This window comes from Caballeronia sp. RCC_10, from assembly GCF_041360715.1.
GTDB lineage: Bacteria > Pseudomonadota > Gammaproteobacteria > Burkholderiales > Burkholderiaceae > Caballeronia > Caballeronia grimmiae.
Map to the genome: position 1 here is coordinate 1 of NZ_JBFUPT010000005.1, position 24,592 is coordinate 24,592.

Sequence of the window (24,592 nt, forward strand, 5' to 3'; positions counted from 1 at the left end):
CATTGCTGCCTCCAGGTCGTGACCAATATAGTAGCATTCCTAAGGGCCATTACACGCGCGAGTTACGCAGAGTTTCCTTAAGTCGCAAGTCGCAAGTCGCAAGTCGCAAGTCGCAGGTCGCAGGTCGCAGGTCGCAGGTCGCAGGTCGCAGGTCGCAGGTCGCAAGTCGCGAGTCGCAGGTCGCGGAACGCGAGTAGCGAGTACCGAGTAGCGAGTAGCGAGTAGCGAGTAGCGAGTAGCGAGTAGCGAGCCGTAGCCGTAGCCGCAGCGCGCAGCCCGCAACTCCGCAAGCGACAAAAAGCATAAGCACGGACGGACCACGACCACGGACGGACCACGACTAGGGACCACGACTACGGACCACGACCGGATCACCGATTTTGACGGCGAGTGATGGCCGGACGTAGTGTTCGCGAGCGAAGTCGATGATGCGCTGAGGCACTTGTTGGAAGGGGAAGGTGCTTGTGAAATGTTTTGTTGTAGCGAGGCGGCCGGTGTCCCGATGGTGTTGACGAGCCGAGGGGCTCGGAGGACGTTAGTAGTCAGCGGGCGGGGAAGGTGATTCAAGGCTCTTTCAAGCTGAGTGCCACCGATGTTCTACGGGGTGGGCACACAAGTTCGTGCACTGGGCGGTTCGAAAAAAAGCTGCTTTCTTTGGTTACTTTCTTTGCAGCGGCAAAGAAAGTGACCCCCGCCCCGGGGAGGGGCGAGCTAATAGACCGACACGAGAAACCGGAGAAAATCAAGCTACCCGCTCAAGGGCAAAAACTTCTTCTGATGCCCGCCCCGGCGAAGGGGCAAGCAAACAGACCACCACAAAAAAAAAGACGCCCCCCCGCCCAAGGGCAAACCAAATCACCGATTGACCATCCGCGCAGGAACACTGAGCGCAAGCAGAGCCCCAACCACGAGAAACCCGGCAAGCATATACATCCCACTGGAATTAGCCCCGGTGGCTTGCTTGAGCCAGCCAACAAGATAAGGACTAAGAAACCCGGCAAGATTGCCGAGAGAGTTGATCATGGCGATCCCGGCCGCCGCCCCAGTGCCCGCAAGAAACGCCGTAGGCAAACTCCAGAACAACGGCAGCGTAGTGAGAATGCCCATCGTGCCAAGCGTGAGCCCAAGCATCGCAAGCGGCGTATTCCCGGCCCAGATAACCGACAGCACAAGCCCGATAGCCCCAACAAACGCCGGCACGGCAATATGCCACCGACGCTCACCACGCTTGTCCGCACTGCGCGCCACGAGCAGCATGCCAACCACCGCCGCGCCATAAGGAATCGCCGACAGCAGCCCGATGGTCAAAGCATCGGTCACGCCCGTCGCCTTGATGATCGTTGGCAGCCAGAAACTCACGCCATAAAGACCCATCACGAACGAGAAATAGATCAGGCTCATCAACCAGACCTTCGGGCTCGACAAGATACGGCTGATCGGCAGATCCTCCTTCTCGACGTTATCCGCCGCGATGTTCCGCTCCAGCAAATCGCGCTCTTCCTGCGTGAGCCACTTCGCCTTGCAAATGCGATCGTCCATCATCAACAACACGACGATGCCCACGATCACCGACGGAACGCCCTCCAGCAGCAACAGCCATTGCCAGCCGTGCCAGTTGTTCGCGCCGTCGAAGGTCTTCATGATCCAGCCAGACACCGGCCCGCCGATCAATCCCGACAGCGCAATCGCCGTCATGAACAGCGTCGTCATCCGCCCGCGCCGATGCGCCGGATACCAGTACGTCAGATAAAGAATGATGCCGGGAAAGAAGCCCGCTTCCGCGACGCCGAGCAAAAAGCGCATCACGTAGAACATCGTGGGCGTAGTGACGAACATCGTGAGCGCGGAAATGATGCCCCACGAAATCATGATCCGCGCGATCCACACGCGCGCACCGACCCTATGCAGAATGACGTTGCTCGGTATCTCGAAGATGAAATAGCCGAAGAAGAAAATGCCAGCGCCGAAGCCATACACGGCATCCGACAAACCGAGATCGGTGGACATTTGCAGCTTGGCAAAGCCAACGTTCACGCGGTCCAGATACGCCACCACGTAACAGATTAGCAGCAGCGGCGAGAGCCGCCACGCGACCTTTCGATAGGTCGCTTCCTCAAAGCTCGAAGGCGCGCCCGCGCCCGGGCGATGCACGGGATTGGCAGTGCTCGACATCTCGTCTCCTTACGCTCGTGCAAACGCGAGCATCGTTATATTGGCGTAAGGATTCTAGCCGCTCGGCTGCACGCCAAGCGGCTGTTTTAGATGGGGAAAACACCGATGAAGCCCACGCGGGCGCGCGTCGGCCCCGCGTCAGACGCAGCGTCCGCCGTCCACTTCGAGCGCCACGCCCGTGATGAATTCGGCATCGTCGGAAGCGAGATAGAGCGCCGCATTCGCGATGTCCTGCGGCGTCGACAGGCGGCCGAGCGGAATCGTCGCGAGGAACTTCTGACGGTTCGCGGGCGTGTCCTCCATGCCCATGAACTCGGAGAGCAAGCCCGTTTCGCCCATCACCGGATTGATGCAGTTCACGCGGATGCGATCGGGGCCCAACTCCACGGCCAGCGCCTTGCTCGCGACGATCACCGCCGCCTTGCTGCCGTTGTACCAGACAAGACCAGGGCGCGGCCGCACGCCCGCCGTCGATGCAATGTTGATGAACGCGCCGCCGCCTTGCTGACGAAAATACGGCACGAACTGCTCGACGCTCCAGTAGATGCTCTTCACGTTCACTGCATAGACGCGATCGAACTCGGCCTCGGTCACATCGAGCACGGGCTTGTTACGGTGCGTCGTCCCCGCGTTGTTGACGACCACCTGCACGCTGCCGAAGTCGTCGATGGTCGCATCGAAGAGACGCTGCCAGTCTTCGCGCTTCGTGACATCGCCCTGAACGGCGATCGCGCGTCCGTGCTTCGCTTCCTGCGACGAAGCCAGCGCGATTTCGCTGGCGACGCGCTCGGCAGCCGCGCCGTTCAGATCGTTGACGACGACGTTCGCGCCTTCGCGTGCGAACGTCTTGGCGATGCCTTCGCCGAAACCCGAGCCCGCGCCCGTCACGAGTACCGTTTTGCCTTGCAGTCGCATGTTGTCTCCTGTTGATGGCTGTGCGTCAGCCGTGCTTGATTGCAATGGTCTTGAGCGTCGTGAAGCCATAAAGCGCCTCGAAGCCCTTCTCGCGTCCGTGTCCCGAATGCTTGACGCCGCCGAACGGCAATTCGACGCCGCCGCCCGCGCCATAGTTGTTGATGAACACCTGGCCCGAACGCACGCGCCGCGCAAGCCGCATTTGCCGCGCGCCGTCGCGCGTCCAGATGCCCGCGACGAGGCCGTAGTTGGTGTCGTTGGCGAGCTTCAATGCGTCGGCTTCATCGTCGAAGGGCATCACGGCGAGCACCGGGCCGAACACTTCCTCACGCGCGAGCCGATGCGTGCGCGGCACGTCGCGCAAGAGCGTCGGCGCCTGATAAAAGCCCGCTTCCGGCGCTTCGGTGACGACTTCGCCATGCGCGGCCATCGCGATGCCGTCGTGCTGCGCATCGGAGAGAAAGTCCCACACGCGCTGCTGCTGCTTCGCGCTGATGAGCGGGCCGCAGTCCAGATCGAGCCTGCTCGGGCCGACCTTCAGCGCCGCGAACGCCTCCGACAGCCGCTCGATGAGCGGCTCGTAAGCCGCACGCTCGATCAGCACGCGGCTGCCCGCCGAACACGTCTGTCCCGCGTTCTGCACGATCGCCGCGACGAGCACGGGCAGGGCGGCGTCGAAGTCGGCATCGGCGAACACGATTTGCGGGGACTTGCCGCCCAGCTCGAGCGTGACGGGGACGTGGTTGTCGGCGGCCATCTTCGTGACGGCGGCGCCCGTCATCGGCGAGCCGGTGAACGAAATGTGATCGATGCCCGGATGACGCGCGAGCGCCGCGCCCGCTTCGTATCCGTAGCCGGTGACGATGTTCAGCGCGCCTTCCGGCAATCCCGCCTCGGCGGCCAGCTCGGCGATGCGCAGCAGCGAAAGGCACGCGTCCTCCGCCGGCTTGACCACGCACGCGTTGCCCGCGGCCAGCGCCGCGCCGACGCTGCGCCCGAAGATTTGCAGCGGATAGTTCCACGGCACGATATGGCCGGTCACGCCATGCGGCTCGCGGATCGTGAGCACGGTGAAGCCGGACTGGTACGGCAGCGTCTCGCCGTGCAGCTTGTCGGCGGCGCCCGCATAGAACTCGAAGTATCGTGCGATGCCCGCCGCGTCGGCGCGCGCCTGCGTGAGCGGCTTGCCGGTGTCGCGCGCCTCGATTTGCGCGATGTCCTCGTGACACGCGGCGATCAGCATCGAGAGCCGCGCGAGGATGCGCCCGCGGTCGGCGGCGCTCGTCGCGCCCCATGCGCCGTCATAAGCGGCGCGAGCGGCGCTCACGGCGCGGTCGATATCGGCGCTCGTGCCGCGAGCGATCTGCGAGAACGCCTGCCCATCCGATGGATCGACGACCGGAATCGTTTCGCCGCTCGACGGCGCGGTCCACCGGTTGCCGATGAAATGCTTGCCTTCTTCCATGCGTGTCTCCTGGGTCTGTTCGAATATAAAACAGCCATGCGATGCCGCGTAAGGGGCCGGTCGCACGGAATGCGACGTCGACGTATCAGCGAGGCGCATGACGCGGCCAGCGGTCCCTGCGCAGCAGCCCCTGACTATAATTGCATTCCGGCGAACGCCTGAAACGCGCCGCATCGCCGCGCCGCGCGCCCCTTGCTCGGGGAGGCGAAACGGCGCGCCGCGTTCCGCGCGCTGTAGCCGTTTTCAAGCGTCCGCGTGGCCGTTCGGTCATGCAAACGGCCCTTGCGATCGTCCGCCATCGTCCAGCACGGCGCGCCACACAGCCCCGGTCCGGCAGGCTCCTTTGGCTATAATGCCTGAAGTGTTTCACCTCGCTGCGCCGGCGTTTCACGCGTCGCCTGCTTCCCGTACCAACTTCTCCAGAGAGCGCTCATGAGCTTCAACAACGTACCTCCCGGTAAGGACCTTCCGCAGGATTTCAACGTCATCATCGAAATCCCCGCACAGAGCGATCCGGTCAAATACGAAGCGGACAAGGACATGGGCCTGCTCGTCGTCGATCGCTTCATCGGCACCGGCATGCGCTATCCGGCGAACTACGGCTTCATCCCGCAGACGCTGTCGGGCGACGGCGATCCCGTCGACGTGCTCGTCATCACGCCGTTCCCGCTGCTGGCAGGCTCGGTCGTGCGTGCACGTGCGCTCGGCATGCTGCAGATGACCGATGAATCCGGCGTGGACGCAAAGCTGATCGCCGTGCCGCACGACAAGATCTGCCCGATGACGGCGAACATCAAGTCGATCGACGACGTGCCCGAATACCTGAAGGATCAGATCAAGCACTTCTTCGAGCAATACAAGGCGCTCGAAAAGGGCAAGTGGGTGAAGATGGAAGGCTGGGCGGGCATCGACGCCGCGCACAAGGAAATCACCGAAGGCGTCGCGAACTACAAGAAGTAAGCGCGTTTCATCGTTAAGAAACGCCGCCGCGTGCTTCGACGCGGCGGCGTTTTATTTTTGTTCGCTTGCTTCGGCCTCGGTCCGGGGCAACACGGACTCAAGCGTTCTTTCGCCCGCGATCAACGCGCGCTTTTGCTGCACCGGCAGGCGCTTGACCCAATACTCCGCGCGCGACGCCTCGGAGCGCCCGGACACTTCGAACGACGCCATCACTCTGACCGGCTTTCTCGTGCGCGTATAACGCGCGCCCTTGCCGCTCGCGTGCGCGGCGAAACGCGCATCGACATCGGTGGCGATGCCGGTGTACAGGCTGCCGTCGGCACATTCGATCAGATAGAGAAACCACGGCATCGCGTCGTATCGGCAAGGGCAAGAAATTGCCGCGCATTATCGCCGATGACCGCGCCATCGGCCCATGCCGACGCCTTTTATCGACTTGCGCGAAAATAGCCGCTTCGCGCATGACGCGCTCATCGGTCACACAGCGAGGTAGCCTGTTGAATCGCGAAGTCGAAATTCACGTGGTCGATACGCTCGACGATATCCCGGCGGACGACTGGAATCGCCTCGCCGGCGACAATCCTTTCGTGCGGCACGGCTTTCTTCGAGCGTTGCAGGACACGCATTGCGCGGTCAAGCGCACGGGCTGGCGCGCGCATCATCTCGTTCTGCGGCGCGGCGGCGAATTTGCGGGCGCGATGCCGCTCTATCTCAAGTCGCATTCGCGCGGAGAATATGTCTTCGATCACGCCTGGGCCGACGCCTTCGAGCGGCATGGCCTGCGCTATTACCCGAAGGCCGTGTCCGCGGTGCCGTTCTCGCCGGTGACGGGACCGCGCCTCATCGCGGCGGAGCATGAGGATCGCGTGCTGCTCGCGCGAGGGGCGATCGAACTGACGCGCCGGCTCGATATCTCCTCGCTGCACGTGTTGTTTCCGCACGCCCAGGACATCGATGCGCTGACGGACGCCGGCTACATGCTGCGCGAAGGCGTGCAGTTCCACTGGGAAAATCTGCCCGGCGACGGCTACGCGAACTTCGACGCCTTCCTCGCGACGATGAGTCACGACAAGCGCAAGAAGGTGAAGCAGGACCGGCGTCGCGTGATGGAAGCGGGCGTGAGCTACACGTGGCTGCGTGGCGCGGAGATTGACGAGAGCGCGCTCGACTTCTTCTACGACTGCTACGACAACACGTATCGCGAGCACTGGAATGCGCCGTATCTGTCGCGCGAGTTCTTCGGCCAGATTCACGCCGATGCCCCCGACAGCATGCTGCTCGTGATCGCCGAAGCGGACGGCGAGCGGCTCGCGTGCGCGCTCAACATGATCGGCGGCGACACGATGTATGGCCGCTACTGGGGCACGCGCGAGTTCATCTCGGGGCTGCACTTCGAGACGTGCTACATGCAGGGCATCGCGTATTGCATCGAACACAGGCTCGCACGTTTCGAAGGCGGCGCGCAGGGCGTGCACAAGATGTCGCGCGGTCTTCTGCCTACGCCGACATGGTCCGCGCACTGGATCGCGGATCAACGCTTCGCGCACGCGATCAGCGAGTTTCTGGATGCCGAAACCACCGCGATGAACGAGCATATCGAAGAGCTGGAAGCGCATACGCCGTTCAGAAAAATGGCTTAGGGTCACATGCGATAATCGTTTCGACGCTTCGCTTTTCGTCCGACACACCCCGCGCAGGCAACGATGAACATGAGCCAAAACTTCTTCAATTTATACAGTCATGATTTCGCGCGCGTCGCTGTCGCCATTCCGAACTGCAAGGTGGCCGATCCCGCGTTCAACGCCGAAGAGACCATCAAGCTCGCAAGGCAGGCGGCCGCCCGCGGTGCGGTGCTCGTCGCGTTTCCTGAGCTAGGCCTGTCCGCCTATACGTGCGACGATCTCTTTCATCAAAGAGCCTTGCTCGATGCCTGCGAAGATGCGCTCGGCAGCATCGTCGAGGCGTCGAAGGGATTGAAGATCGCGATGATCGTCGGCCTGCCGGTGCGCGCGGAGCACAAGCTCTTCAATTGCGCGGTCGTCGTGGCGGATGGCGTGATTCGCGGCGTCGTGCCGAAGAGCTATCTGCCGAACTACGGCGAGTTCTACGAAGCGCGTCAGTTCAGTCCCGCCGATGCGGCCACCACAAACACGCTCGCGCTTTGCGGCCAGCAGGTGCCGTTCGGCGCCTCGCTGCTGTTCCAGCTCAAGGACCTGCCGCTCTTCCGGTTCCATGTCGAAATATGCGAGGACGTGTGGGTGCCGATCCCGCCGTCGTCGTTCGCGGCGCTCGCAGGTGCGACGGTGCTCGTGAATCTGTCGGCGTCGAATATCGTCGTAGGGAAGTCGGCGTATCGGCATCAGCTCGTCGGGCAGCAGTCCGCGCGTTGCGTGGCCGCGTATCTCTACACGTCGGCGGGCGAGGGCGAGTCGACGACCGATCTCGCATGGGACGGCCAGGGCCTCATCTACGAGAACGGCGAGATGCTCGCGGAGTCCGAGCGGTTCGCGGGCGAATCGCATGTGATCTATGCCGATGTCGATCTCGAACGGCTCTCGCGCGAGCGCATGAAGCAGACCACCTTCGGGCGATCCACCGCGCGTCATGCCGATGAAGTCGCGAAGTTCACCGTCGTCGAGTTTTCGCTGGCGGCGCCGGTCGAAGGCGCCCTGCCGCTGGAGCGTCGCGTCGCGCGCTTCCCGTACGTTCCGGCCGATCGCACGCGTCGCGACGCACGGTGCAACGAGGTCTACAACATTCAGGTTCAGGCGCTGTTGCAGCGGCTGCGGTCGTCGGGGATATCGAAGGTCGTGATTGGCGTATCGGGCGGGCTCGATTCGACGCATGCACTGCTCGTGTGCGCCAAGGCGATGGACCGGCTCGGCCTGCCGCGCGCCAACATTCTCGCCTATACGATGCCCGGCTTCGCCACCAGCGACCGCACGCTTCGACAGGCGCGCGAACTGATGCAGGTGATCGGCTGCACCGCCGAGGAAATCGACATTCGGCCGAGCTGCACGCAGATGCTCGCGGACATCGGCCATCCACACAGCGAAGACAACGAGCAATACGACATCACGTATGAGAACGTGCAGGCTGGCGAGCGCACGAGCCATCTCTTCAGGCTGGCCAATCTTCATAACGCGATCGTCATCGGCACCGGCGATCTGAGCGAACTTGCGCTCGGATGGTGCACGTATGGCGTCGGCGATCACATGTCGCACTACAACGTGAACGCCAGTGTGCCGAAGACGCTCATCACGCATCTGGTGCGCTGGGTCGCGGAGTCGGGCGCAATCGGCGATGCCGGAACCGACGTGCTCGAACATATCCTGAGCACCGATATCAGCCCGGAGCTCATCCCCGGCAAGGCGAGCGGGGCGCTCGAACAGAAGACGGAAAGCGTCATCGGGCCGTACGAGCTTCAGGACTTCAACCTGTACTACACGATCCGCTTCGGCTTCGCGCCGTCGAAGGTTGCGTTCCTCGCCCATGCCGCCTGGCGCGACCGCGATGCCGGCGACTGGCCGGAAGACCCGAACGTCGCGCGCAATCAATACGGGCTCGCGGATATCCGCAAGAACCTGCGCATCTTTCTGGACCGGTTTTTCCGCACGAGTCAGTTCAAGCGTTCCTGCATCCCGAATGCACCGAAGGTGGGATCGGGCGGCTCGCTGTCGCCGCGTGGCGACTGGCGCGCCCCGAGCGATTCGCAAGCCACCGTGTGGCTCAAGGATCTGGAGCGGATTCCCGAGACGGAGTGACCTTCATCTCGCGGTTTACCGAACCGCCGGCACCATCAAACGCGACTAGAATCGAAAGCATCCGTCACGAGAGTGACGCCCCTTCTCTGAACTCCTGACTCCGAAGCGAGGCACGCCATGAAACGCATCACCGCCATCATCAAACCGTTCAAGCTCGACGAAGTTCGCGAAGCACTCGCCGAAGTCGGTCTGACGGGGCTCACGGTCACGGAAGTGAAGGGCTTCGGCCGCCAGAAAGGGCATACCGAACTCTATCGTGGTGCAGAGTATGTGGTGGACTTCCTGCCGAAGGTGAAGATCGAAGTGGTCGTCGCGAACGATCAGACCGATCAGGTCATCGATGCGATCATCGGCGCGGCGCGCACCGGCAAGATCGGCGACGGCAAGATTTTCGTCGCGGACGTGGAGCGCGTCATCCGCATTCGCACCGGCGAGGAAAACGAAGCAGCGGTCTGATCGCCGCGCGTCGAGCTTCGCCGCATCGCAGCCCGCTCGCCCGAGCGGGCTTGTTCTTTCCGCTTCCGCATCGCATGCACCGGTTCGATGCGCGTCTCGCCGTTCCGTCTTACTCCAGGCCGCAACGGATCATCGTGCTGTAACATCGGCTCGAATAATATTTTTGTAAGGAAACTGTCGATGCACCACGCGATCGGCTTCATTCAGGATCTCGCTGTCATCATGGCCATCGCGGGCGTCGTGACGGTGCTGTTTCATCGCTTGCGGCAACCGGTGGTGCTGGGCTATATCGTGGCGGGCGTCATCATTGGGCCGTACACGCCGCCGTTTCAGCTCATCAACGACGAAGCGACCATTCAGACGCTCGGCGAAATCGGCGTCGTCTTCTTGATGTTCTCGCTCGGGCTCGAATTCAGCTTGCGCAAGCTGTTTCGCGTCGGCGCGACGGCGCTGGTCGCGGCGCTCTCCGAAATCGTGCTGATGATCTGGATCGGCTTCGAGATCGGCCGATGGTTCGGCTGGAACGCGATGGACTCGCTCTTTCTCGGCGCGATGCTCGCCATCTCGTCGACGACGATCATCGTGAAGGCGCTGTCCGAGCTTGGCATGAAGCGCGAGAGCTTCGCGCAACTCGTGTTCGGCATGCTGATCGTCGAAGACATTCTCGCCATCGCGATGCTCGTGCTGCTGTCGGGCATCGCGCAGACGGGCTCGGTGAGCGCGGGCATCGCCGTCGTGACACTCGGCAAGCTGCTGCTCTTCATGACGGTATCGCTCGTCGTCGGCATTCTGACCGTGCCGCGCGCGCTCAATTACGTCGCGGGCGCAAAGAGCGACGAGATGCTGCTCGTCACGGTGCTCGGCTTTTGCTTCGGCTTCTGCCTGCTCGTCGTGAAGCTCGATTATTCGATCGCGCTCGGGGCGTTCCTGATCGGCGCGATCATGGCGGAATCGAAGCATCTTGCGCGCATCGAACATCTGATCGCGCCGTTGCGCGACATGTTCTCCGCGATCTTCTTCGTGACGATCGGGCTGCTGCTCAATCCGACGGTCCTCGTCGATTACGCATGGCCGATCGCCGTCATCACGGTCGCGGTGGTGCTCGGCAAGATCGTGTCGTGCGGCCTCGGCACCTTCCTCGCGGGCAAGGACGGACGCACGTCGATGCGCGTCGGCATGAGCGTCGCGCAGATCGGCGAGTTCTCGTTCATCATCGCGTCGCTCGGCTTGTCGCTGAAAGTGACGAGCGGCTTTCTCTATCCGATCGCGGTCGCCGTCTCCGCGCTGACCACGCTGTTCACGCCGTATCTGATGCGCGCCGCCGATCCGCTGACGCTGCGCCTCGCCCGCGCGATGCCCGCGCCGCTCGCGAACACGTTCGGGCTCTATTCGCAATGGCTCGCGAGCCTGACGCCGGCCACGGGCGGCGCGACGCTCTTCTCGATGACGCGGCGCATCGTGCTGCAGATCGCCGTCAATCTCGCGCTCGTCGCCGCGATCTTCCTCGGGGCGTCGTATTCGGCGCCGTTCGCATCGCAGTATCTGTCGCGCTGGCTCGACACCGACAATGCGCAACGCGTCGTGCTGTGGAGCGCCGCGCTCGTCGTCGCGTTGCCGTTTCTGGTCGCGGTGTATCGCAAGCTCGAGTCGCTCGCGCTGTTGCTCGCGGAAGTCAGCGTGCAGCCCGCGAAAGCGGGGCGCTTCACGAGCGCGATCCGCACCGCGATTTCCGGCCTGATTCCGATCGTCGCGATGTTCGGCGTCTTCCTGCTCGTCGCGGCGCTGTCGGGCGGCATCCTTCCGCCGTTCGGCCTGATGATCGGCGTGCTGCTGTGCGCGGCGCTGCTGCTGACGGTGTTGTGGCGCTGGTGCGTGAAAATCCACGCGACGATGCAAATCGCGTTGCGCGAGACGATGGAGGAAACGCGCGATCATTGAGGCGCGCGCATTGATGCAGATGTGAGCAAATGTGTGCTGGTTTGCGTCGTGCGGTTCGATGGGCGGATAATCGACTTCTCTTTTTCTTTCGTGGCGCCGCGCGCGCCTGAAATCGGGATGAGCGAAAACAAAACGTCCAACGACTCAGGCAACACCGCCAATAACGAGACCCGCGCAGGCAATGCCGCCGGGGACGCCGCCAGTCGCGCCGCCGAAGCCCGGCGCGGCGGCGCGGATGCTTCCGCCGCCGGCGGCTCGCGCGACAGCGCATCGCCCGCGGCCTCGACATCGCCTCCGGTGAGCGCGACGCAGCGCGCATCGACGGATTCGCCTGCGAGCGCATCGGCCGTCGAACCCGTCGATACCGCCGCCGCGCGCCGCGACGACGCGCAGCAGTCCGCTCGCGAAGCCCGCGCGAATGCCGCAAGCGCGACCGCCTCGCAAGAGGCCGCCGTCCGCGCCAAACATTCGGCGCGCGTCGAGCCGGTCGACGCGAAGGCAAGCCTCGCGCAGAACCTCGAAGCCGCCACCGAAGCGGAGGCCGAGGCCGAAGCGGAAGCCGCCACCGAAGCTCAAGGCTCGGCTGCGGCGGACGTGGACACGCAGGTCAACGCCCACGTTCTGCCGCCCGATTTCAGCAAGCTCAATCCGCCGCAGCACATGGCGGACGCGCCTTCCGCACCTCCGGCCTACCTCAAGAATTCCGATTCTGCGTGGTCCGTGTTCGGGCGGATCATCGCGGCGCGCGCGCGGCAAATCTTCGACCGGGCGGGGCAGCGCATCACGCAGCGGACCTTGCGCATCGGCGTGTCGGCGCGGATCTTTCATCCGGAGCCGGGCGCGCGGGGCTTGCGCGGCAAGACGCTGCAGTATCTGGAGGAATCGATCGCGCACTGGGTCATGTCGCGCGACGTGCTCGTGTTCATGATCCCGACGGTCGGTCATCAGGGGATGCTGCATCCGAGCAACATCCGTCTGCGCGATTACGCAAAGCATCTGGATGGCCTGCTGCTGCAGGGCGGCGCAGACGTGTCGCCGCAGTCTTACGAGGAAGCGACGACGCGTCCCGAGTGGCCCGGCGACCGCGTGCGCGACATGTACGAGCTGGAACTGCTGCATGAGTTCGTCGAGTCGGGCAAGCCGGTGCTCGGCGTGTGCCGTGGCTGTCAACTCATTAACGTGGCGTTCGGCGGCACGCTTTACGGCGATATCGCCACCGATGTGCCGACGGCCGGCCTGCACGTCAGCGAGCACTACGACCAGCATCGCCATTCGATCCGCTTCCCCGATGGCTCGTCGCTCGTCAACATGTTCCCGCATCAGCGCGAGGCGATCGTCAACTCGATCCACCATCAGGCGGTGAAAACGCTCGGGCGCGATCTGAACATCGAGGCGGTGTCGTCGTCGGACGGGATCATCGAGGCGGTGCGGTATCGCAAGGCTCCGTTCGTCGTCGGCGTGCAGTGGCATCCGGAGTTTCATCGCGCGGGCGGCGAGGAGTTGCTCGATTGCACGCCCTTGCTCGATACGTTCCTGCGTGTCGCGCGGGAGACGCGGTTCTAGGCGCGCGTGACCGGTCAGGCGCAAACCACAAGGCCCGCTTCGAGCGGGCCTTGTGGTTTCCAGCGATCTATTTGCGCGAGCCTTAGCGCGCCGGCGTTACCGTCACCGGCGTGATGCCGGCTTCCGTTGCGCGCTGAAGCTGATCGACCTGCTGCTGCAATGCGTTGCTGCCTTCGGCAGCTTGGCGCGATGGACGGTCACGCTGCTGACGCTGGCCGACGCTTCGGGGTTTGCCGCCTTGGCTTGGCCGGTCGTCCGGATATGCGTCTCGTTCGAGCCTGCGCCGAGGTTGCCGCCGGCTGTGACGCGCTCTGAGCCTCGGCTCCCGCCGGGCTGGAGATCGCGCTCGCTTCGACGTGCGATGCCGGCGCGTCCGAGCTTGCAGCGGCGCTTACAGGCACGGTGACTTGCGATGCTGCCATCGGCTTCGGCGTATCGATCGCCCGGACTGCCGCGATGGCGCCGTCGGGTTCCTCGTTCACCGGATGCTGACCGCGACAAAACAGCAGCCACACGATCAGCGCGGCGCACGCGAGCGCAATGGCTCCCGTCATCGGCTTCGCGAGGAACGCGTAACGGTCGTGCCTAACCGACGCAGCCGCGGGTGCGCTCACGGCAAGCGGAACGCGGACCGGCTCTGCGGGTTGTTGCACGGCGGGGTTCGCTGGCGCGTCCACCGCCTGCATCAGATGCAGCATCTTTTGACGAATGCGGCCTTCGGTCAGCATGCCCCAGATGTTGGCGGCGCGGTAAGGCGCGTTGCCATCGCGAAGGCCCAGCGCGTCGACGTAAGCGGTTCGAAAGAGCGCTGCCGCGATTGCAAATTCGGACTCCGAGCGAATAGGGCGCGACCGCCAGGGCGCCCATTCTCGACCGAACATCAGTGACGGACCGGCGATTGCGCGAAGCGCCGGCAGGCGCAGCTTGCCTTCGATATCGATCAGAGGTTCGGTCATGAAGATTCAGATGCATGGGTCCAGGCGCTAGACCGGAGCCGCGCCCAAAGCCCCGTCACGGGTCGCGGGCCGCGGTGCGCGGCATGGGCGGCGTGACGGGGCGTCGAGTGAGAAGCCAGCGTTGAGCCGCGATGATACGGAACGCCTGGACGCCCCGCGACCGCATTTCTGCGAAAGAAAGATTTTTATAGGATCACTGATTGACGAAACCGCGCTCGTATGCTGGTCGGGAGTTTGCGCGGTTTTAGCAATTTCACCGGCTGGCGGCTAGCCCGGCTGTTTGACAGTCCGAAAGTACAACGTATGCGAAAAGACAGTATAAAGAAAGCGTAAATTAATGTTAATTGACCGGAGTTGAGCGAGGTTGCGTGCAATGTTTCGTCGGCAGGCGGTAAGATTCCGATTACCCACATTCAAAAACAAATGTAAGGGGTAAACCCTAGGAAAACCGCGCCGGCTCTTGCGTCCTTTTGTCCCGTATCGCACCGGACGCCATGAGCCCCGCTTAGAGGAAGTCTCATGTCCACGACCCACCTGGCACCTGCCAACGAATCCAAGGCCAAGACCGTATTTCGCGTCGTCAGCGGAAACTTTCTTGAGATGTACGACTTCATGGTCTACGGCTACTACGCTTCGGCGATCGCCAAGACCTATTTCCCGAGCGACAACGACTTCGCCTCGCTGATGCTCGCGTTGTCGGTGTTCGGCGCGGGCTTTCTGATGCGCCCAGTCGGCGCCATCGTGCTCGGCGCGTACATCGATCATCACGGCCGGCGCAAGGGGCTGATCCTCACGCTCGCGCTGATGGCGGTCGGCACTGCGCTCGTGGCGCTCGTGCCGGGCTACGCGACCATCGGCGCGCTCGCACCGATCATCGTGTTGTCGGGGCGGCTGCTGCAGGGCTTTTCGGCGGGTGTCGAACTGGGCGGGGTATCGGTCTATCTCTCCGAAATTGCGACGCGCGGCAACAAGGGTTTCTATTGCGCGTGGCAGTCGGGCAGCCAGCAGGTAGCCGTCGTGTTCGCGGCGCTCATCGGCGTGATGATGAACCGCCTGCTGCCGCCCGAGCAGATGACCGCGTGGGGCTGGCGCGTGCCGTTCCTGATCGGCTGCCTGATCGTACCGTTCCTGTTCATCGTCCGCCGCTCGCTGCGTGAGACGGACGAGTTCCTCGCCAGGAAGCATCGCCCGAGCATGGGTGAGATCGCGCGCTCCATCGCTCAGAACTGGGGCGTCGTGCTGGCGGGCATGGGGATGGTCATCATGACGACCGTCTCGTTCTACATGATCACTGCCTACACGCCGACCTTCGGCAAGGAAGTGCTGAAGCTCAGCGCCATCGATGCGCTCGTCGTGACGGTCTGCGTCGGCCTCTCGAATCTGGTCTGGCTGCCGGTGATGGGCGCGGTGTCGGATCGCATCGGCCGCCGTCCGGTGCTGCTGTTTTTCACCATTCTGACGATTCTCACGTCGTATCCGGCGGTGCAGTGGCTCGTCGCGGAACCGTCGTTCGGGCGTCTGCTGATGGTCGAACTGTGGCTTTCGTTCCTGTACGGCAGCTATAACGGCGCGATGGTCGTGGCGCTGACGGAAGTCATGCCGGTCGATGTCCGCACCACCGGTTTCTCGATGGCCTATAGCCTCGCGACCACCATCGGCGGTTTCACGCCCGCCATCTCGACTGCGCTGATCCACGGGACCGGCAACAAGGCAGCGCCCGGCCTCTGGATGGGCCTCGCGGCGATCTGCGGGTTGATCGCCACGCTCGTGCTGTACCGTTCGCCGGAAGCGCGGAACCAGTACAAGACCGCCTGAGTTCGCACCGTATCGCATGGATTTGCATGCGGATGCGAATGCGAAAAGCCCCTCGCGTCAGTCTGAGCGAGGGGCTTTTCATTATCGGCGTTCAGGCGCGCAAGGCGGCGGCGACTTCCGCCACGACGCCCGCCCAGTCGCCCGGCGCGCGCTGCCGCACGAGCCGCGCGCTCGGATACCACGCCGTTCGTCGACTATCGACGCCCCAGCGCCAGTCGGCCGCGAAAGGCAGCATCACCCAGACAGGTTTGTTGAGCGCGCCGGCCAGGTGCGCGACGGACGTATCGACCGATACGACCGCATCGAGCCGATCGACGATCGCGCCGGTATCCGCTAAATTCTCGAGCCGTCCTTCGAGGCGATGAATGGTGCGCGCACGCGGATGCGCGATGAGCGCCGCGCGTTCGTCGTCGGTGAGGAAGGGCTGCAGCACGATCCAGTCGATGCCTTCGAGCGCGAAAAGCGGCGCGAGCGCGTCGAGCGGCGCCGAGCGTGTTTCGCCCGGCTGCAGCCGCCCGGACCACGCGATGCCGATCTTGCGCTTCTGCTGACCGCCGAGCGAGCCGCGCCATTTGCGGCGATAGTCAGCCGGCACGACGATATACGGCGCGCGCGCCGGAATCGTCTCCAGCGATGTCATGCCGAGCGCAAGCGGCAGGCTCAGCAGCGGACAGAAGGCGTCGGCGCTGGTCGCGGGTTCGTCGGTCCGGCTCTTCAGTTCGATGCGAGCCGCGCGCGCCGCCGGCGCGAGCAGCGGCACGAGCGCCGGCTGCACTTCGAGCACGAGCTTGCCGACGCGCTTTGCCGCAAAAGCCGCAAAGCGCATGAACTGCAGCGTATCGCCGAAACCCTGTTCCGCGCGCACGCGCAGCGTTCGGCCCGGCAGCGGCTCGCCCGACCAGCGCGGCAGTGGCGGCGCGGGTTCGCTGCCGGGCGTCTGCAAACGCCATTCGTAGGCGGGGAGACCGCGCTCGTAGTCGCCCGTCGCGAGCAGCGCAAGACCGCGATTGAGATGCGCGGCGGGCATCTGCGGATCAAGGCGCAAGGCTTCGTCGAATGCGCGGATGGCGGCGGCGTGGGCGGTGAGCGCGAGATGCGAATTGCCGAGACACAACCACGCGACGCCGTATTTCGGATCGAGCCCGACTGCGCGTTCATACGACAGCACGGCCTCTTCATGGCGATTCAGCCTGGCGAGCGCATGGCCGAGGCCGAAGTGCCCCGGCGCGAAACGCGGCTGCAGGCTGATTACCTTGTGGAAGCGGGGCAGCGCTTCTTCCGCTTGCGCGCGGGCATCCAGCAGATTGCCGAGGTTGAAGTGCGCGGCGACGTAGTCCGGTTCCGCGTCGATCGCGGCGCGAAAATGCGCGATCGCGCCCATCGGATCGCCGAGCGCGTTCAGCGCCATGCCGAGGTTGTTGTGCGCGCCCGCGTGACGAGGCCGCAGCGTGATCGCGCGGCGAAAGGCGCGGGCGGCGTCCTCGTAGCGGGAAAGCGAAGAGAGCGCGTTGCCGAAGTTGTTCCAGGCGGCGGCATCGTTCGGCTGGGCGCGCAGGGCTTTCTCGAAGGCGTCGGCGGCGTCTTCGTGCCGGCCTATCGCCGTGTAGGCGTTGCCGAGGTTGTACTGCGCGAGTGCGAAGCCCGGCGCGAGCGTGAGCGCGTTGCGGAAACGCTCGATGGCGTCGTCGATACGGCCGAGCGCCTTCAACGCGTTACCGAGGTTCAGTTGCAGGGCGGCATCGGTGGGGCGCAGATCGACGGCGCGGCCGACGAGCGCAGCCGCTTCCTCGTGCTGCCCCTGTTGATGGCGCAGCACGCCGAGATAGTGCAGCGCTTCGACGTGGGCGGGTTCAGCGGCGAGCGCGGCTTGATAGTCGCGTTCCGCATCGGTCAGGCGGCCGTCACGATGGGCCGCGAAGCCGCGGGCAAATACGGTGTCCATGACGGAGGAATGTTGCAAACCACGCATTTTCCCACATCGGCAGGCAGGGCTTCCGAATCTACGGTTGACACGTTGTCCCGATGATACTTAACATGTGAACACCTATTCATATGTTAACGATATCCGTGGCGTCCTCAGTTCCTGTCTCCGATTCGGCGACTTCCGATGATCGCGTGGTGCCACTTGCGGACTTGTTCCGTTTGCTTGGCGATCCGACGCGGCTGCGCATCGTGCTGGCCTGTGTCGAGCGCAGGCGCGCGGTCGGGGCGATTGCGGAATCGCTGGGCTTGTCGGGATCGCTCGTGAGCCATCACTTGCGCCTGTTGCGCGCGGCGCGGATCGTGCGGGCGGAGCGGCAGGGCAAGCAGGTCTTCTACGTCGCGGCGGACCGCCATATCAGTTCGATGCTGGGAGAACTGCTGGAGCACGTGGCCGAGCCGCACCACGACGCCACCGATATCGACTCGACCGACTGAAACAAGAGCAAGCCGATGAGTACGCATTCGCATCACGATCATTCCCACGCGCACGATCACGCCGACCATGCGGGCCACGCGGATCATGCCGGGCATGCCCATGGTCATGAGGCCGGCGGGCATCACCATCATCATCATCATGCGCCGCAGGCGGGGCAGGGGCGCACCTTCGCGATTGCCGTCGGGCTCAATGTGGTGATCGTGATCGTGCAGGCCGTTTATGGCGTGATTGCGCATTCGACTGCCTTGCTCGCGGATGCGGGCCACAATCTTTCGGATGTCCTCGGTCTTCTGCTTGCGTGGGGCGCGGTGTGGCTCGGCGCGCGGCGGCCGAGTGCGCGTTATACGTTCGGGCTCGGGAGTTCGTCGATACTCGCGTCGCTTGCCAATGCCGCGCTGCTGCTTTTTGCGTGCGGTGCGATCGTGCTCGAAGCGGTGCAGCGTCTTTTGAATCCGGCGCCGGTCGCGGGATTCGATGTGTTCATCGTCGCGATGCTGGGTCTTGTCGGCAATGGATTTTCCGCATGGCTTTTCATGCGGGGGAGCAAGGAGGATCTCAACGTTCGCGGTGCGTTCCTGCATATGGCCGCGGATGCGGCGATTTCCGCGGCCGTCGCGGTGAGCGGGCTCGTCATTCTTTACACGGGATGGAACTGGATCGATCCGGCGATGAGCATCATCGTGGTGGGCGTCATTCTTTACGGCACGTGGGGGCTGGGGCGCGATGCGGTGCGGCTCGCGATGGCTGCCGTGCCGCCGGGGGTCGATACCGCGGTTATTCAGAATTATCTAACTGCGTTGCCCGGGGTGCGGGGGGTGCATGATCTTCATGTCTGGGCGCTTTCCACTACCGAAAATGCGCTTACCGTGCATCTGGTCATGCCGCAAGGGCATCCGGGGGATGCGTTCTTGCAAAGCGTCGTCGCGACGCTTCGGCGCGACTATTCCATGCATCACGCTACTTTGCAGGTCGATTTTGGGGATGCTTTTACGGGGTGTAGTCTGGATCGGCGGTGAACGATCTTTTTGCCCTTGCGCAGGCGGGCGTTTTCTTCTTCGGTTATTCGTGTCGGTCTATTAGTGCGCCCCTCCCCGGGGCGGGGCGCGCCAATAGACCGACACGAATACAAGCTCCACGCAGCAAGAAACGCAACATGCGAACCACAAACACGCCCCGTGCGAACCACAAAGACCAACCAGCGTACACTAACCCGAACGCAGGGAAAGCGGAGCCACCAGCATGTACGCGTACAAGCTGAACCCCAACGACAAACTCGACGTTGCGCCGGTCCTGATCGTCGGCGCGGGCCCGACTGGCCTCGCCGCCGCAATAAGTCTCACACGGGCGCACATCCCCGTGCGCATCATCGACAAAGCGCGTCAGCCTTCGCCCTATTCACGCGCCATCGGCATCCAGGCCCGCACGCTCGAACTGTTCGAACAGCATCGCATCGTCAACGGGTTTCTCGAAGCCGGACACCGCGCCCGCGTCGCCAATCTGTATTCCAACGGTCAGCGCCTCGCGCGGCTCGACTTCGATCCGCTCCAGACACGTTATCCCTATCTGCTGTTTCTCGCGCAATCGGAAACCGAACGCCTCCTCGCCGAACACCTGCACGAAGCCGGCGTGAACATCGAACGCGGTATCGAACTGACCGACTTCACGCAAGGCTCCGCCGGCATACAAGCGACGCTGCGGCATCCCAACGGCCGCGACGAAACCCTGCGCCCCTCGTACATGATCGCAGCCGACGGCGCGCACAGTTCCGTGCGGCACCGGCTCAACGTCGGCTTCGACGGCAAGACCTTCGATCAAACCTTTCTGCTCGCCGACCTGCAAGCCGATTCCGACTGGCCCGACGACGAATTCCACATCTTCGCGTCCGGCGAAGGTCTCGCCGCGCTCTTTCCGATGGGCGATGGCCGCGCACGCCTGATCGCAGACCTGCCCGCCGCCGGCGTCGCAACGAAAGCCGATGAGCTGAAGCCCGGTCCGACACTCGACGAATGCCGGGCGCTCGTCGAGCGGCGCGTGCATCATCGCGTGATGCTCTCGAGTCTCACGTGGTCATCGACGTTTCATGTGAACAGCCGCATGGTCGACCGCCTGCGCGTCGAACGCATCTTCCTCGCGGGCGATGCCGCGCATGTCCACAGCCCCGCAGGCGCGCAAGGCATGAACACGGGCATTCAGGAAGCGCTCAACCTCGGCTGGAAAATCGCGCGCGCGCTGGCCGGCGGCGCGTCCGAGCGTCTGCTCGATACTTACCACGCCGAGCGGCATCCGATCGAACGCGACGTGCTGCGTCAGACCAGCATCCTGACGCAGATGGCCGAAGCCGAGCACGGTCCGATGAAGCTGATGCGCGACCACGTGATGCCCGCGCTCGCGGCAATCGGACCCTTGCGAGACGCGATGCGGCGCACCGTCAGCGAACTGTCGATCAACTATCGCAAGAGCCCGCTCACGCTGGAGCGTCTGCTCGATGGCGGCCCGCGCGCCGGCGAACGCGCGCCCGATGCGCGCGTGCATGTCGTCGATGGGCCGCTCGGCCGCTTGCCCGGCGTCGGCTGCCTCTACGATCTGCATGATCCCGGCTGCTTCTCGCTGTTCCTGCTCGTGAATCCGACCGGTGACGACGACATCGCGCTCGCTCCCGCGACGCTCACTCCGGCCCATGCGATGCGCGATCCCGACCTCGACGGCCTCGCGCAATCCATCGAAGCGATCCTGCCGAACGCGGTCCGCATCTGGCGCATCACCGATACGAGCGGCGACGATGCGCACTCGCTCACCGACAACTATGGCCGCACGCGCCCCGCGTTCTATCTGGTGCGCCCGGACGGCTACATCGCCGCGCGCGGACGCGTGCCGTCGGATGTGAGCGCGCTGCTGCGTCATTGCGAAACATGGTTCGGACAGGAGCGCCCGAGCAGCCCGCAACGCAGCGTGAGCGAGTATCCCGAAGACTGAGGCGTCCACGCTCAGGCCGTGGCGACTTTCGGTTGCAGATCGGCCCGGTGCAGCGTCAGCGCCTCGCGCAGGATCGGCTCCATCGTCGCGCTCGCCCGTTCATCATCGAGCGCCGCGAGAATCGCAAGCCGCATGCGCGGCTCCCAGAAGCGGCGGATGTGATCGGCGATGCTATCGACAGCTTCGGCGCGATCCGGCATCGAATCGAAAAACTGTCCGATGCGGTTCGCCATCTCGATCAGGTTATCGACGTCCATGGATCATTTCCCCGAAGTAGTCGCAACGTCGCGCATGTTGAGCAGTTCGAGCTGCTGCGTGTTGAAGCGCGAATAATCCTTCTGCCATTGCGACGGCTGTTCCACCGGCATGACCTGCACGGCCGTCACCTTGTACTCCGGACAATTGGTGGCCCAGTCGGACGAGTCCGTCGTGATCACGTTCGCGCCCGATTCCGGGAAATGGAACGTGGTGTAGACGACGCCCGGCTGCATGCGCTCAGTGATCTTCGCGCGCAGCACGGTCTGCCCCGCACGCGATTCGATGCCGACCCAGTCGCCCGTCCGGATGCCGCGCTCTTCCGCGTCGTGCGGATGGATCTCCAGTCGGTCCTCGTCGTGCCAGCGCGAGTTCTCCGTGCGCCGTGTCTGCGCGCCGACGTTGTATTGCGACAGGATGCGCCCCGTCGTCAGCAGAAGCGGATACTTGCGCGTGACCTTTTCCGGCGTCGCGACGAACTTCGTGATGACGAAGCGACCCTTGCCGCGCACGAATTCGTCGATGTGCATCGTTGGCGTGCCGTCGGGCGCCTTCTCGTTGCACGGCCACTGGATGCTGCCGAGTTCGTCGAGCTTCTCGAAGGAGACGCCGTGAAAGGTCGGCGTGAGACGCGCGATCTCGTCCATGATTTCGGACGGATGCGTATAGCTCATCTCGTAACCGAGCGCGCGAGAAAGCTTGATCGTCACTTCCCAGTCGGCGTAGCCGGCAAGCGGCGGCATCACCTTGCGCACGCGCGAAATGCGGCGCTCGGCGTTCGTGAACGTGCCGTCCTTCTCGAGGAAGGTCGAGCCCGGCAGCAACACGTGCGCGTACTTCGCCGTCTCGTTCAGGAAGATGTCCTGCACGACGATGCATTCCATCGCCGACAGCGCGCCCGCGACATGCTGCGTGTTCGGGTCCGACTGAACGATGTCCTCGCCCTGGCAATAGAGGCCCATGAAGGTGCCGTGCGTGGCGGCATCGAACATGTTCGGAATGCGCAGGCCCGGCTCCGGCTGCAGCTTCACGTCCCACGCTTCTTCGAAGAGGGCGCGCGTCGCGGCGTCGCCGATATGGCGATACCCCGGCAACTCGTGCGGGAACGAGCCCATGTCGCACGAGCCCTGGACGTTGTTCTGCCCGCGCAGCGGATTCACGCCGACGCCTTCGCGGCCGACGTTGGCCGTCGCCATCGCGAGGTTCGCGATGCCCATCACCATCGTCGAGCCCTGCGCGTGCTCGGTCACGCCGAGGCCGTAGTAGATCGCCGCATTGCCGCCCGTCGCGTAGATGCGCGCGGCTTCGCGGACCAGGTGCGCGGGCACGCCGGTGATCGCTTCCATCGCTTCCGGCGAGTTCTCCGCTTGCGAGACGAAGTCGCGCCATTGCTGGAACGCTCGCGGCTCGCATCGGTCGGCGACGAACTGCTCGTCGACGAGTCCCTCGGTCACGATCACATGCGCGAGCGCATTGATCATCGCGACGTTCGTGCCGGGCCGCAGCGCCAGATGATGCGACGCCTTCACGTGCGGCGTATCGACGATATCGATGCGGCGCGGATCGATCACGATCAGCGTCGCGCCTTCACGCATGCGGCGCTTCAGGCGCGATGCGAAGACCGGGTGGCCGTCCGTCGGATTCGCGCCGATCACGACGATGACATCCGCTTGCTCGACCGATGCGAACGTCTGCGTGCCCGCCGATTCGCCGAGCGTGGCCTTCAGGCCGTAGCCGGTCGGCGAATGGCAGACGCGGGCGCACGTGTCTACGTTGTTGTTGCCGAACGCAGCGCGCACGAGCTTCTGCACGAGATAGGTTTCCTCGTTCGTGCAGCGCGACGACGTGATGCCGCCGATCGAATCGCGTCCGTACTTGCCCTGAATGCGGCGGAATTCGCTCGCCGCATAGTTGATCGCTTCGTCCCACGACACTTCGCGCCACGGATCGGTGATCTTCGCGCGGATCATCGGCTTGGTGATGCGGTCCTTGTGCGTCGCGTAGCCCCATGCGAACCGGCCCTTCACGCATGCATGGCCTTCGTTCGCCTGGCCGTTCTTGTTCGGCACCATGCGCACGACGGTGTTGCCCTTCATCTCGGCCTTCAGCGAGCAACCGACGCCGCAGTACGCGCACGTCGTCACGACCGAATGCTCCGGCTGGCCGAGCATGATGACGCTCTTTTCCTGCAGCGTCGCGGTCGGGCACGCGGCGACGCACGCGCCGCACGACACGCACTCCGATTCCATGAACGGCACGCTTTCGCTCGCCGCCACACGCGATTCGAAGCCGCGCCCGGTGATGGTCAGCGCGAACGTGCCTTGCGTTTCCTCGCAGGCGCGCACGCAGCGATTGCAGACGATGCACTTCGACGGATCGTACGTGAAGTACGGATTCGACTCGTCCTTCTTGTCCTTCAGGTGGTTCGCGCCTTCGTAGCCGTAACGCACTTCGCGCAGGCCCACGACGCCCGCCATGTCCTGCAATTCGCAGTCGCCGTTGGCGGGGCAGGTGAGGCAGTCGAGCGGGTGATCGGAGATATAAAGCTCCATCACGTTGCGGCGCAGGGATTGCAGCTTGTCGCTTTGCGTGCGTACCTTCATGCCCGCTTCGACGGGCGTCGTGCACGATGCCGGATACCCGCGCTTGCCTTCGATCTCGACGAGGCACAGACGGCACGAGCCCCACGGTTCGAGCGAATCGGTGGCGCAGAGCTTCGGCACGTTGACGCCGGCTTCGATCGCCGCGCGCATCACCGACGTGCCCGCCGGCACCGTCACGTTTTGCCCGTCGATTTCGAGCGTGACGTCGACATCGGCGTGACGCAGCGGCGTGCCGTAGTCGGTTTCGTCGAAGGGATCGCGGCGCTGCGCGGAAGCGGCGCTCTTGCAGGCGCAATTGCCGGAGCCGCAGCCGTTGATGGTGTTGGACATAGCGTTAT

At 64.0% G+C, this 24,592-nt stretch carries 18 protein-coding genes; 10 read left to right on the top strand and 8 right to left on the bottom strand.

The features are described from left to right. Window positions 1-855: 855 nt before the first annotated feature. The 3 genes from AB6804_RS11535 to AB6804_RS11545 form a co-directional block, all read right to left on the bottom strand. Window positions 856-2,172, bottom strand: a complete 1,317-nt coding sequence (locus tag AB6804_RS11535; protein WP_370886587.1) for an MFS transporter — start codon at window positions 2,170-2,172, stop codon at window positions 856-858. Window positions 2,173-2,310: 138 nt separating this feature from the next. Further along, a complete protein-coding gene (locus AB6804_RS11540; RefSeq protein ID WP_370886588.1) occupies window positions 2,311-3,087 on the bottom strand; it encodes an SDR family oxidoreductase in 777 nt (258 codons plus the stop codon). Window positions 3,088-3,112: 25 nt separating this feature from the next. Beyond that, window positions 3,113-4,552, bottom strand: a complete 1,440-nt coding sequence (locus tag AB6804_RS11545) for an aldehyde dehydrogenase family protein (protein ID WP_370886589.1) — start codon at window positions 4,550-4,552, stop codon at window positions 3,113-3,115. Window positions 4,553-4,984: 432 nt separating this feature from the next. Between AB6804_RS11545 and ppa the strand changes: the two genes are divergently transcribed. Further along, window positions 4,985-5,512 (top strand): inorganic diphosphatase, encoded by a 528-nt coding sequence (gene ppa, locus AB6804_RS11550; RefSeq protein WP_370886590.1) that lies wholly within the window; start codon window positions 4,985-4,987, stop codon window positions 5,510-5,512. Between the two features lie 51 nt (window positions 5,513-5,563). Here ppa and AB6804_RS11555 read toward each other — a convergent pair whose 3' ends face one another. Then, window positions 5,564-5,863 (bottom strand): GIY-YIG nuclease family protein, encoded by a 300-nt coding sequence (locus tag AB6804_RS11555; protein WP_370886591.1) that lies wholly within the window; start codon window positions 5,861-5,863, stop codon window positions 5,564-5,566. A gap of 146 nt (window positions 5,864-6,009) precedes the next feature. Between AB6804_RS11555 and AB6804_RS11560 the strand changes: the two genes are divergently transcribed. From AB6804_RS11560 to AB6804_RS11580, 5 genes are all read left to right on the top strand, one after another. Continuing rightward, window positions 6,010-7,152 (top strand): GNAT family N-acetyltransferase, encoded by a 1,143-nt coding sequence (locus AB6804_RS11560; protein ID WP_370886592.1) that lies wholly within the window; start codon window positions 6,010-6,012, stop codon window positions 7,150-7,152. Window positions 7,153-7,221: 69 nt separating this feature from the next. Beyond that, on the top strand, window positions 7,222-9,276 hold the full coding sequence (locus AB6804_RS11565; protein ID WP_244794266.1) for an NAD(+) synthase: 2,055 nt from the start codon (window positions 7,222-7,224) through the stop codon (window positions 9,274-9,276). Between the two features lie 117 nt (window positions 9,277-9,393). Continuing rightward, window positions 9,394-9,732 carry a P-II family nitrogen regulator gene (gene glnK / locus AB6804_RS11570; protein WP_008342452.1) on the top strand — a complete coding sequence of 113 codons (339 nt, stop codon included), beginning with the start codon at window positions 9,394-9,396 and terminating at the stop codon, window positions 9,730-9,732. A 180-nt stretch (window positions 9,733-9,912) separates the two neighbouring features. Then, complete coding sequence (locus AB6804_RS11575; RefSeq protein ID WP_370886593.1) at window positions 9,913-11,670, top strand: cation:proton antiporter; 1,758 nt, start codon at window positions 9,913-9,915, stop codon at window positions 11,668-11,670. A gap of 117 nt (window positions 11,671-11,787) precedes the next feature. Further along, the gene (locus AB6804_RS11580; protein WP_370886594.1) at window positions 11,788-13,233 is read left to right on the top strand and encodes a gamma-glutamyl-gamma-aminobutyrate hydrolase family protein; all 1,446 of its coding nucleotides are present in this window, start codon (window positions 11,788-11,790) and stop codon (window positions 13,231-13,233) included. Between the two features lie 197 nt (window positions 13,234-13,430). On the opposite strand, the gene AB6804_RS11585 is transcribed toward AB6804_RS11580, so the two are convergent. Further along, window positions 13,431-14,189: a hypothetical protein gene (locus AB6804_RS11585; protein WP_370886595.1), complete on the bottom strand. Its 759-nt coding sequence runs from the start codon at window positions 14,187-14,189 to the stop codon at window positions 13,431-13,433. A gap of 519 nt (window positions 14,190-14,708) precedes the next feature. Here AB6804_RS11585 and AB6804_RS11590 point away from each other — a divergent pair. Beyond that, window positions 14,709-16,004 (top strand): MFS transporter, encoded by a 1,296-nt coding sequence (locus AB6804_RS11590; RefSeq protein ID WP_035959704.1) that lies wholly within the window; start codon window positions 14,709-14,711, stop codon window positions 16,002-16,004. 91 nt (window positions 16,005-16,095) lie between these two features. Here AB6804_RS11590 and AB6804_RS11595 read toward each other — a convergent pair whose 3' ends face one another. Next, the gene (locus AB6804_RS11595; protein ID WP_370886596.1) at window positions 16,096-17,946 is read right to left on the bottom strand and encodes a tetratricopeptide repeat protein; all 1,851 of its coding nucleotides are present in this window, start codon (window positions 17,944-17,946) and stop codon (window positions 16,096-16,098) included. Between the two features lie 110 nt (window positions 17,947-18,056). Here AB6804_RS11595 and AB6804_RS11600 point away from each other — a divergent pair, with 110 nt between their 5' ends. From AB6804_RS11600 to AB6804_RS11610, 3 genes are all read left to right on the top strand, one after another. Then, window positions 18,057-18,422, top strand: coding sequence for an ArsR/SmtB family transcription factor (locus tag AB6804_RS11600; RefSeq protein ID WP_370886597.1), 366 nt, complete (start codon window positions 18,057-18,059; stop codon window positions 18,420-18,422). Between the two features lie 15 nt (window positions 18,423-18,437). After that, window positions 18,438-19,439: a cation diffusion facilitator family transporter gene (locus AB6804_RS11605; RefSeq protein WP_370886598.1), complete on the top strand. Its 1,002-nt coding sequence runs from the start codon at window positions 18,438-18,440 to the stop codon at window positions 19,437-19,439. 223 nt (window positions 19,440-19,662) lie between these two features. Next, complete coding sequence (locus AB6804_RS11610) at window positions 19,663-21,396, top strand: FAD-dependent monooxygenase (RefSeq protein WP_370886599.1); 1,734 nt, start codon at window positions 19,663-19,665, stop codon at window positions 21,394-21,396. Window positions 21,397-21,407: 11 nt separating this feature from the next. Here AB6804_RS11610 and AB6804_RS11615 read toward each other — a convergent pair whose 3' ends face one another. After that, window positions 21,408-21,653, bottom strand: a complete 246-nt coding sequence (locus AB6804_RS11615) for a formate dehydrogenase subunit delta (RefSeq protein ID WP_244794275.1) — start codon at window positions 21,651-21,653, stop codon at window positions 21,408-21,410. Window positions 21,654-21,656: 3 nt separating this feature from the next. After that, complete coding sequence (gene fdhF, locus AB6804_RS11620; RefSeq protein ID WP_370886600.1) at window positions 21,657-24,584, bottom strand: formate dehydrogenase subunit alpha; 2,928 nt, start codon at window positions 24,582-24,584, stop codon at window positions 21,657-21,659. Between the last annotated feature and the right edge of the window lie 8 nt (window positions 24,585-24,592).

Excerpts from the sequence above, each read along its gene's own strand:
- AB6804_RS11535 (WP_370886587.1), bottom strand. The coding sequence starts at position 2,172 with ATGTCGAGCACTGCCAATCCCGTGCATCGCCCGGGCGCGGGCGCGCCT.
- AB6804_RS11540 (WP_370886588.1), bottom strand. The coding sequence starts at position 3,087 with ATGCGACTGCAAGGCAAAACGGTACTCGTGACGGGCGCGGGCTCGGGT.
- AB6804_RS11545 (WP_370886589.1), bottom strand. The coding sequence starts at position 4,552 with ATGGAAGAAGGCAAGCATTTCATCGGCAACCGGTGGACCGCGCCGTCG.
- ppa (WP_370886590.1), top strand. The coding sequence starts at position 4,985 with ATGAGCTTCAACAACGTACCTCCCGGTAAGGACCTTCCGCAGGATTTC.
- AB6804_RS11555 (WP_370886591.1), bottom strand. The coding sequence starts at position 5,863 with ATGCCGTGGTTTCTCTATCTGATCGAATGTGCCGACGGCAGCCTGTAC.
- AB6804_RS11565 (WP_244794266.1), top strand. The coding sequence starts at position 7,222 with ATGAGCCAAAACTTCTTCAATTTATACAGTCATGATTTCGCGCGCGTC.
- glnK (WP_008342452.1), top strand. The coding sequence starts at position 9,394 with ATGAAACGCATCACCGCCATCATCAAACCGTTCAAGCTCGACGAAGTT.
- AB6804_RS11575 (WP_370886593.1), top strand. The coding sequence starts at position 9,913 with ATGCACCACGCGATCGGCTTCATTCAGGATCTCGCTGTCATCATGGCC.
- AB6804_RS11580 (WP_370886594.1), top strand. The coding sequence starts at position 11,788 with ATGAGCGAAAACAAAACGTCCAACGACTCAGGCAACACCGCCAATAAC.
- AB6804_RS11585 (WP_370886595.1), bottom strand. The coding sequence starts at position 14,189 with ATGACCGAACCTCTGATCGATATCGAAGGCAAGCTGCGCCTGCCGGCG.
- AB6804_RS11590 (WP_035959704.1), top strand. The coding sequence starts at position 14,709 with ATGTCCACGACCCACCTGGCACCTGCCAACGAATCCAAGGCCAAGACC.
- AB6804_RS11595 (WP_370886596.1), bottom strand. The coding sequence starts at position 17,946 with ATGGACACCGTATTTGCCCGCGGCTTCGCGGCCCATCGTGACGGCCGC.
- AB6804_RS11600 (WP_370886597.1), top strand. The coding sequence starts at position 18,057 with ATGTTAACGATATCCGTGGCGTCCTCAGTTCCTGTCTCCGATTCGGCG.
- AB6804_RS11605 (WP_370886598.1), top strand. The coding sequence starts at position 18,438 with ATGAGTACGCATTCGCATCACGATCATTCCCACGCGCACGATCACGCC.
- AB6804_RS11610 (WP_370886599.1), top strand. The coding sequence starts at position 19,663 with ATGTACGCGTACAAGCTGAACCCCAACGACAAACTCGACGTTGCGCCG.
- AB6804_RS11615 (WP_244794275.1), bottom strand. The coding sequence starts at position 21,653 with ATGGACGTCGATAACCTGATCGAGATGGCGAACCGCATCGGACAGTTT.
- fdhF (WP_370886600.1), bottom strand. The coding sequence starts at position 24,584 with ATGTCCAACACCATCAACGGCTGCGGCTCCGGCAATTGCGCCTGCAAG.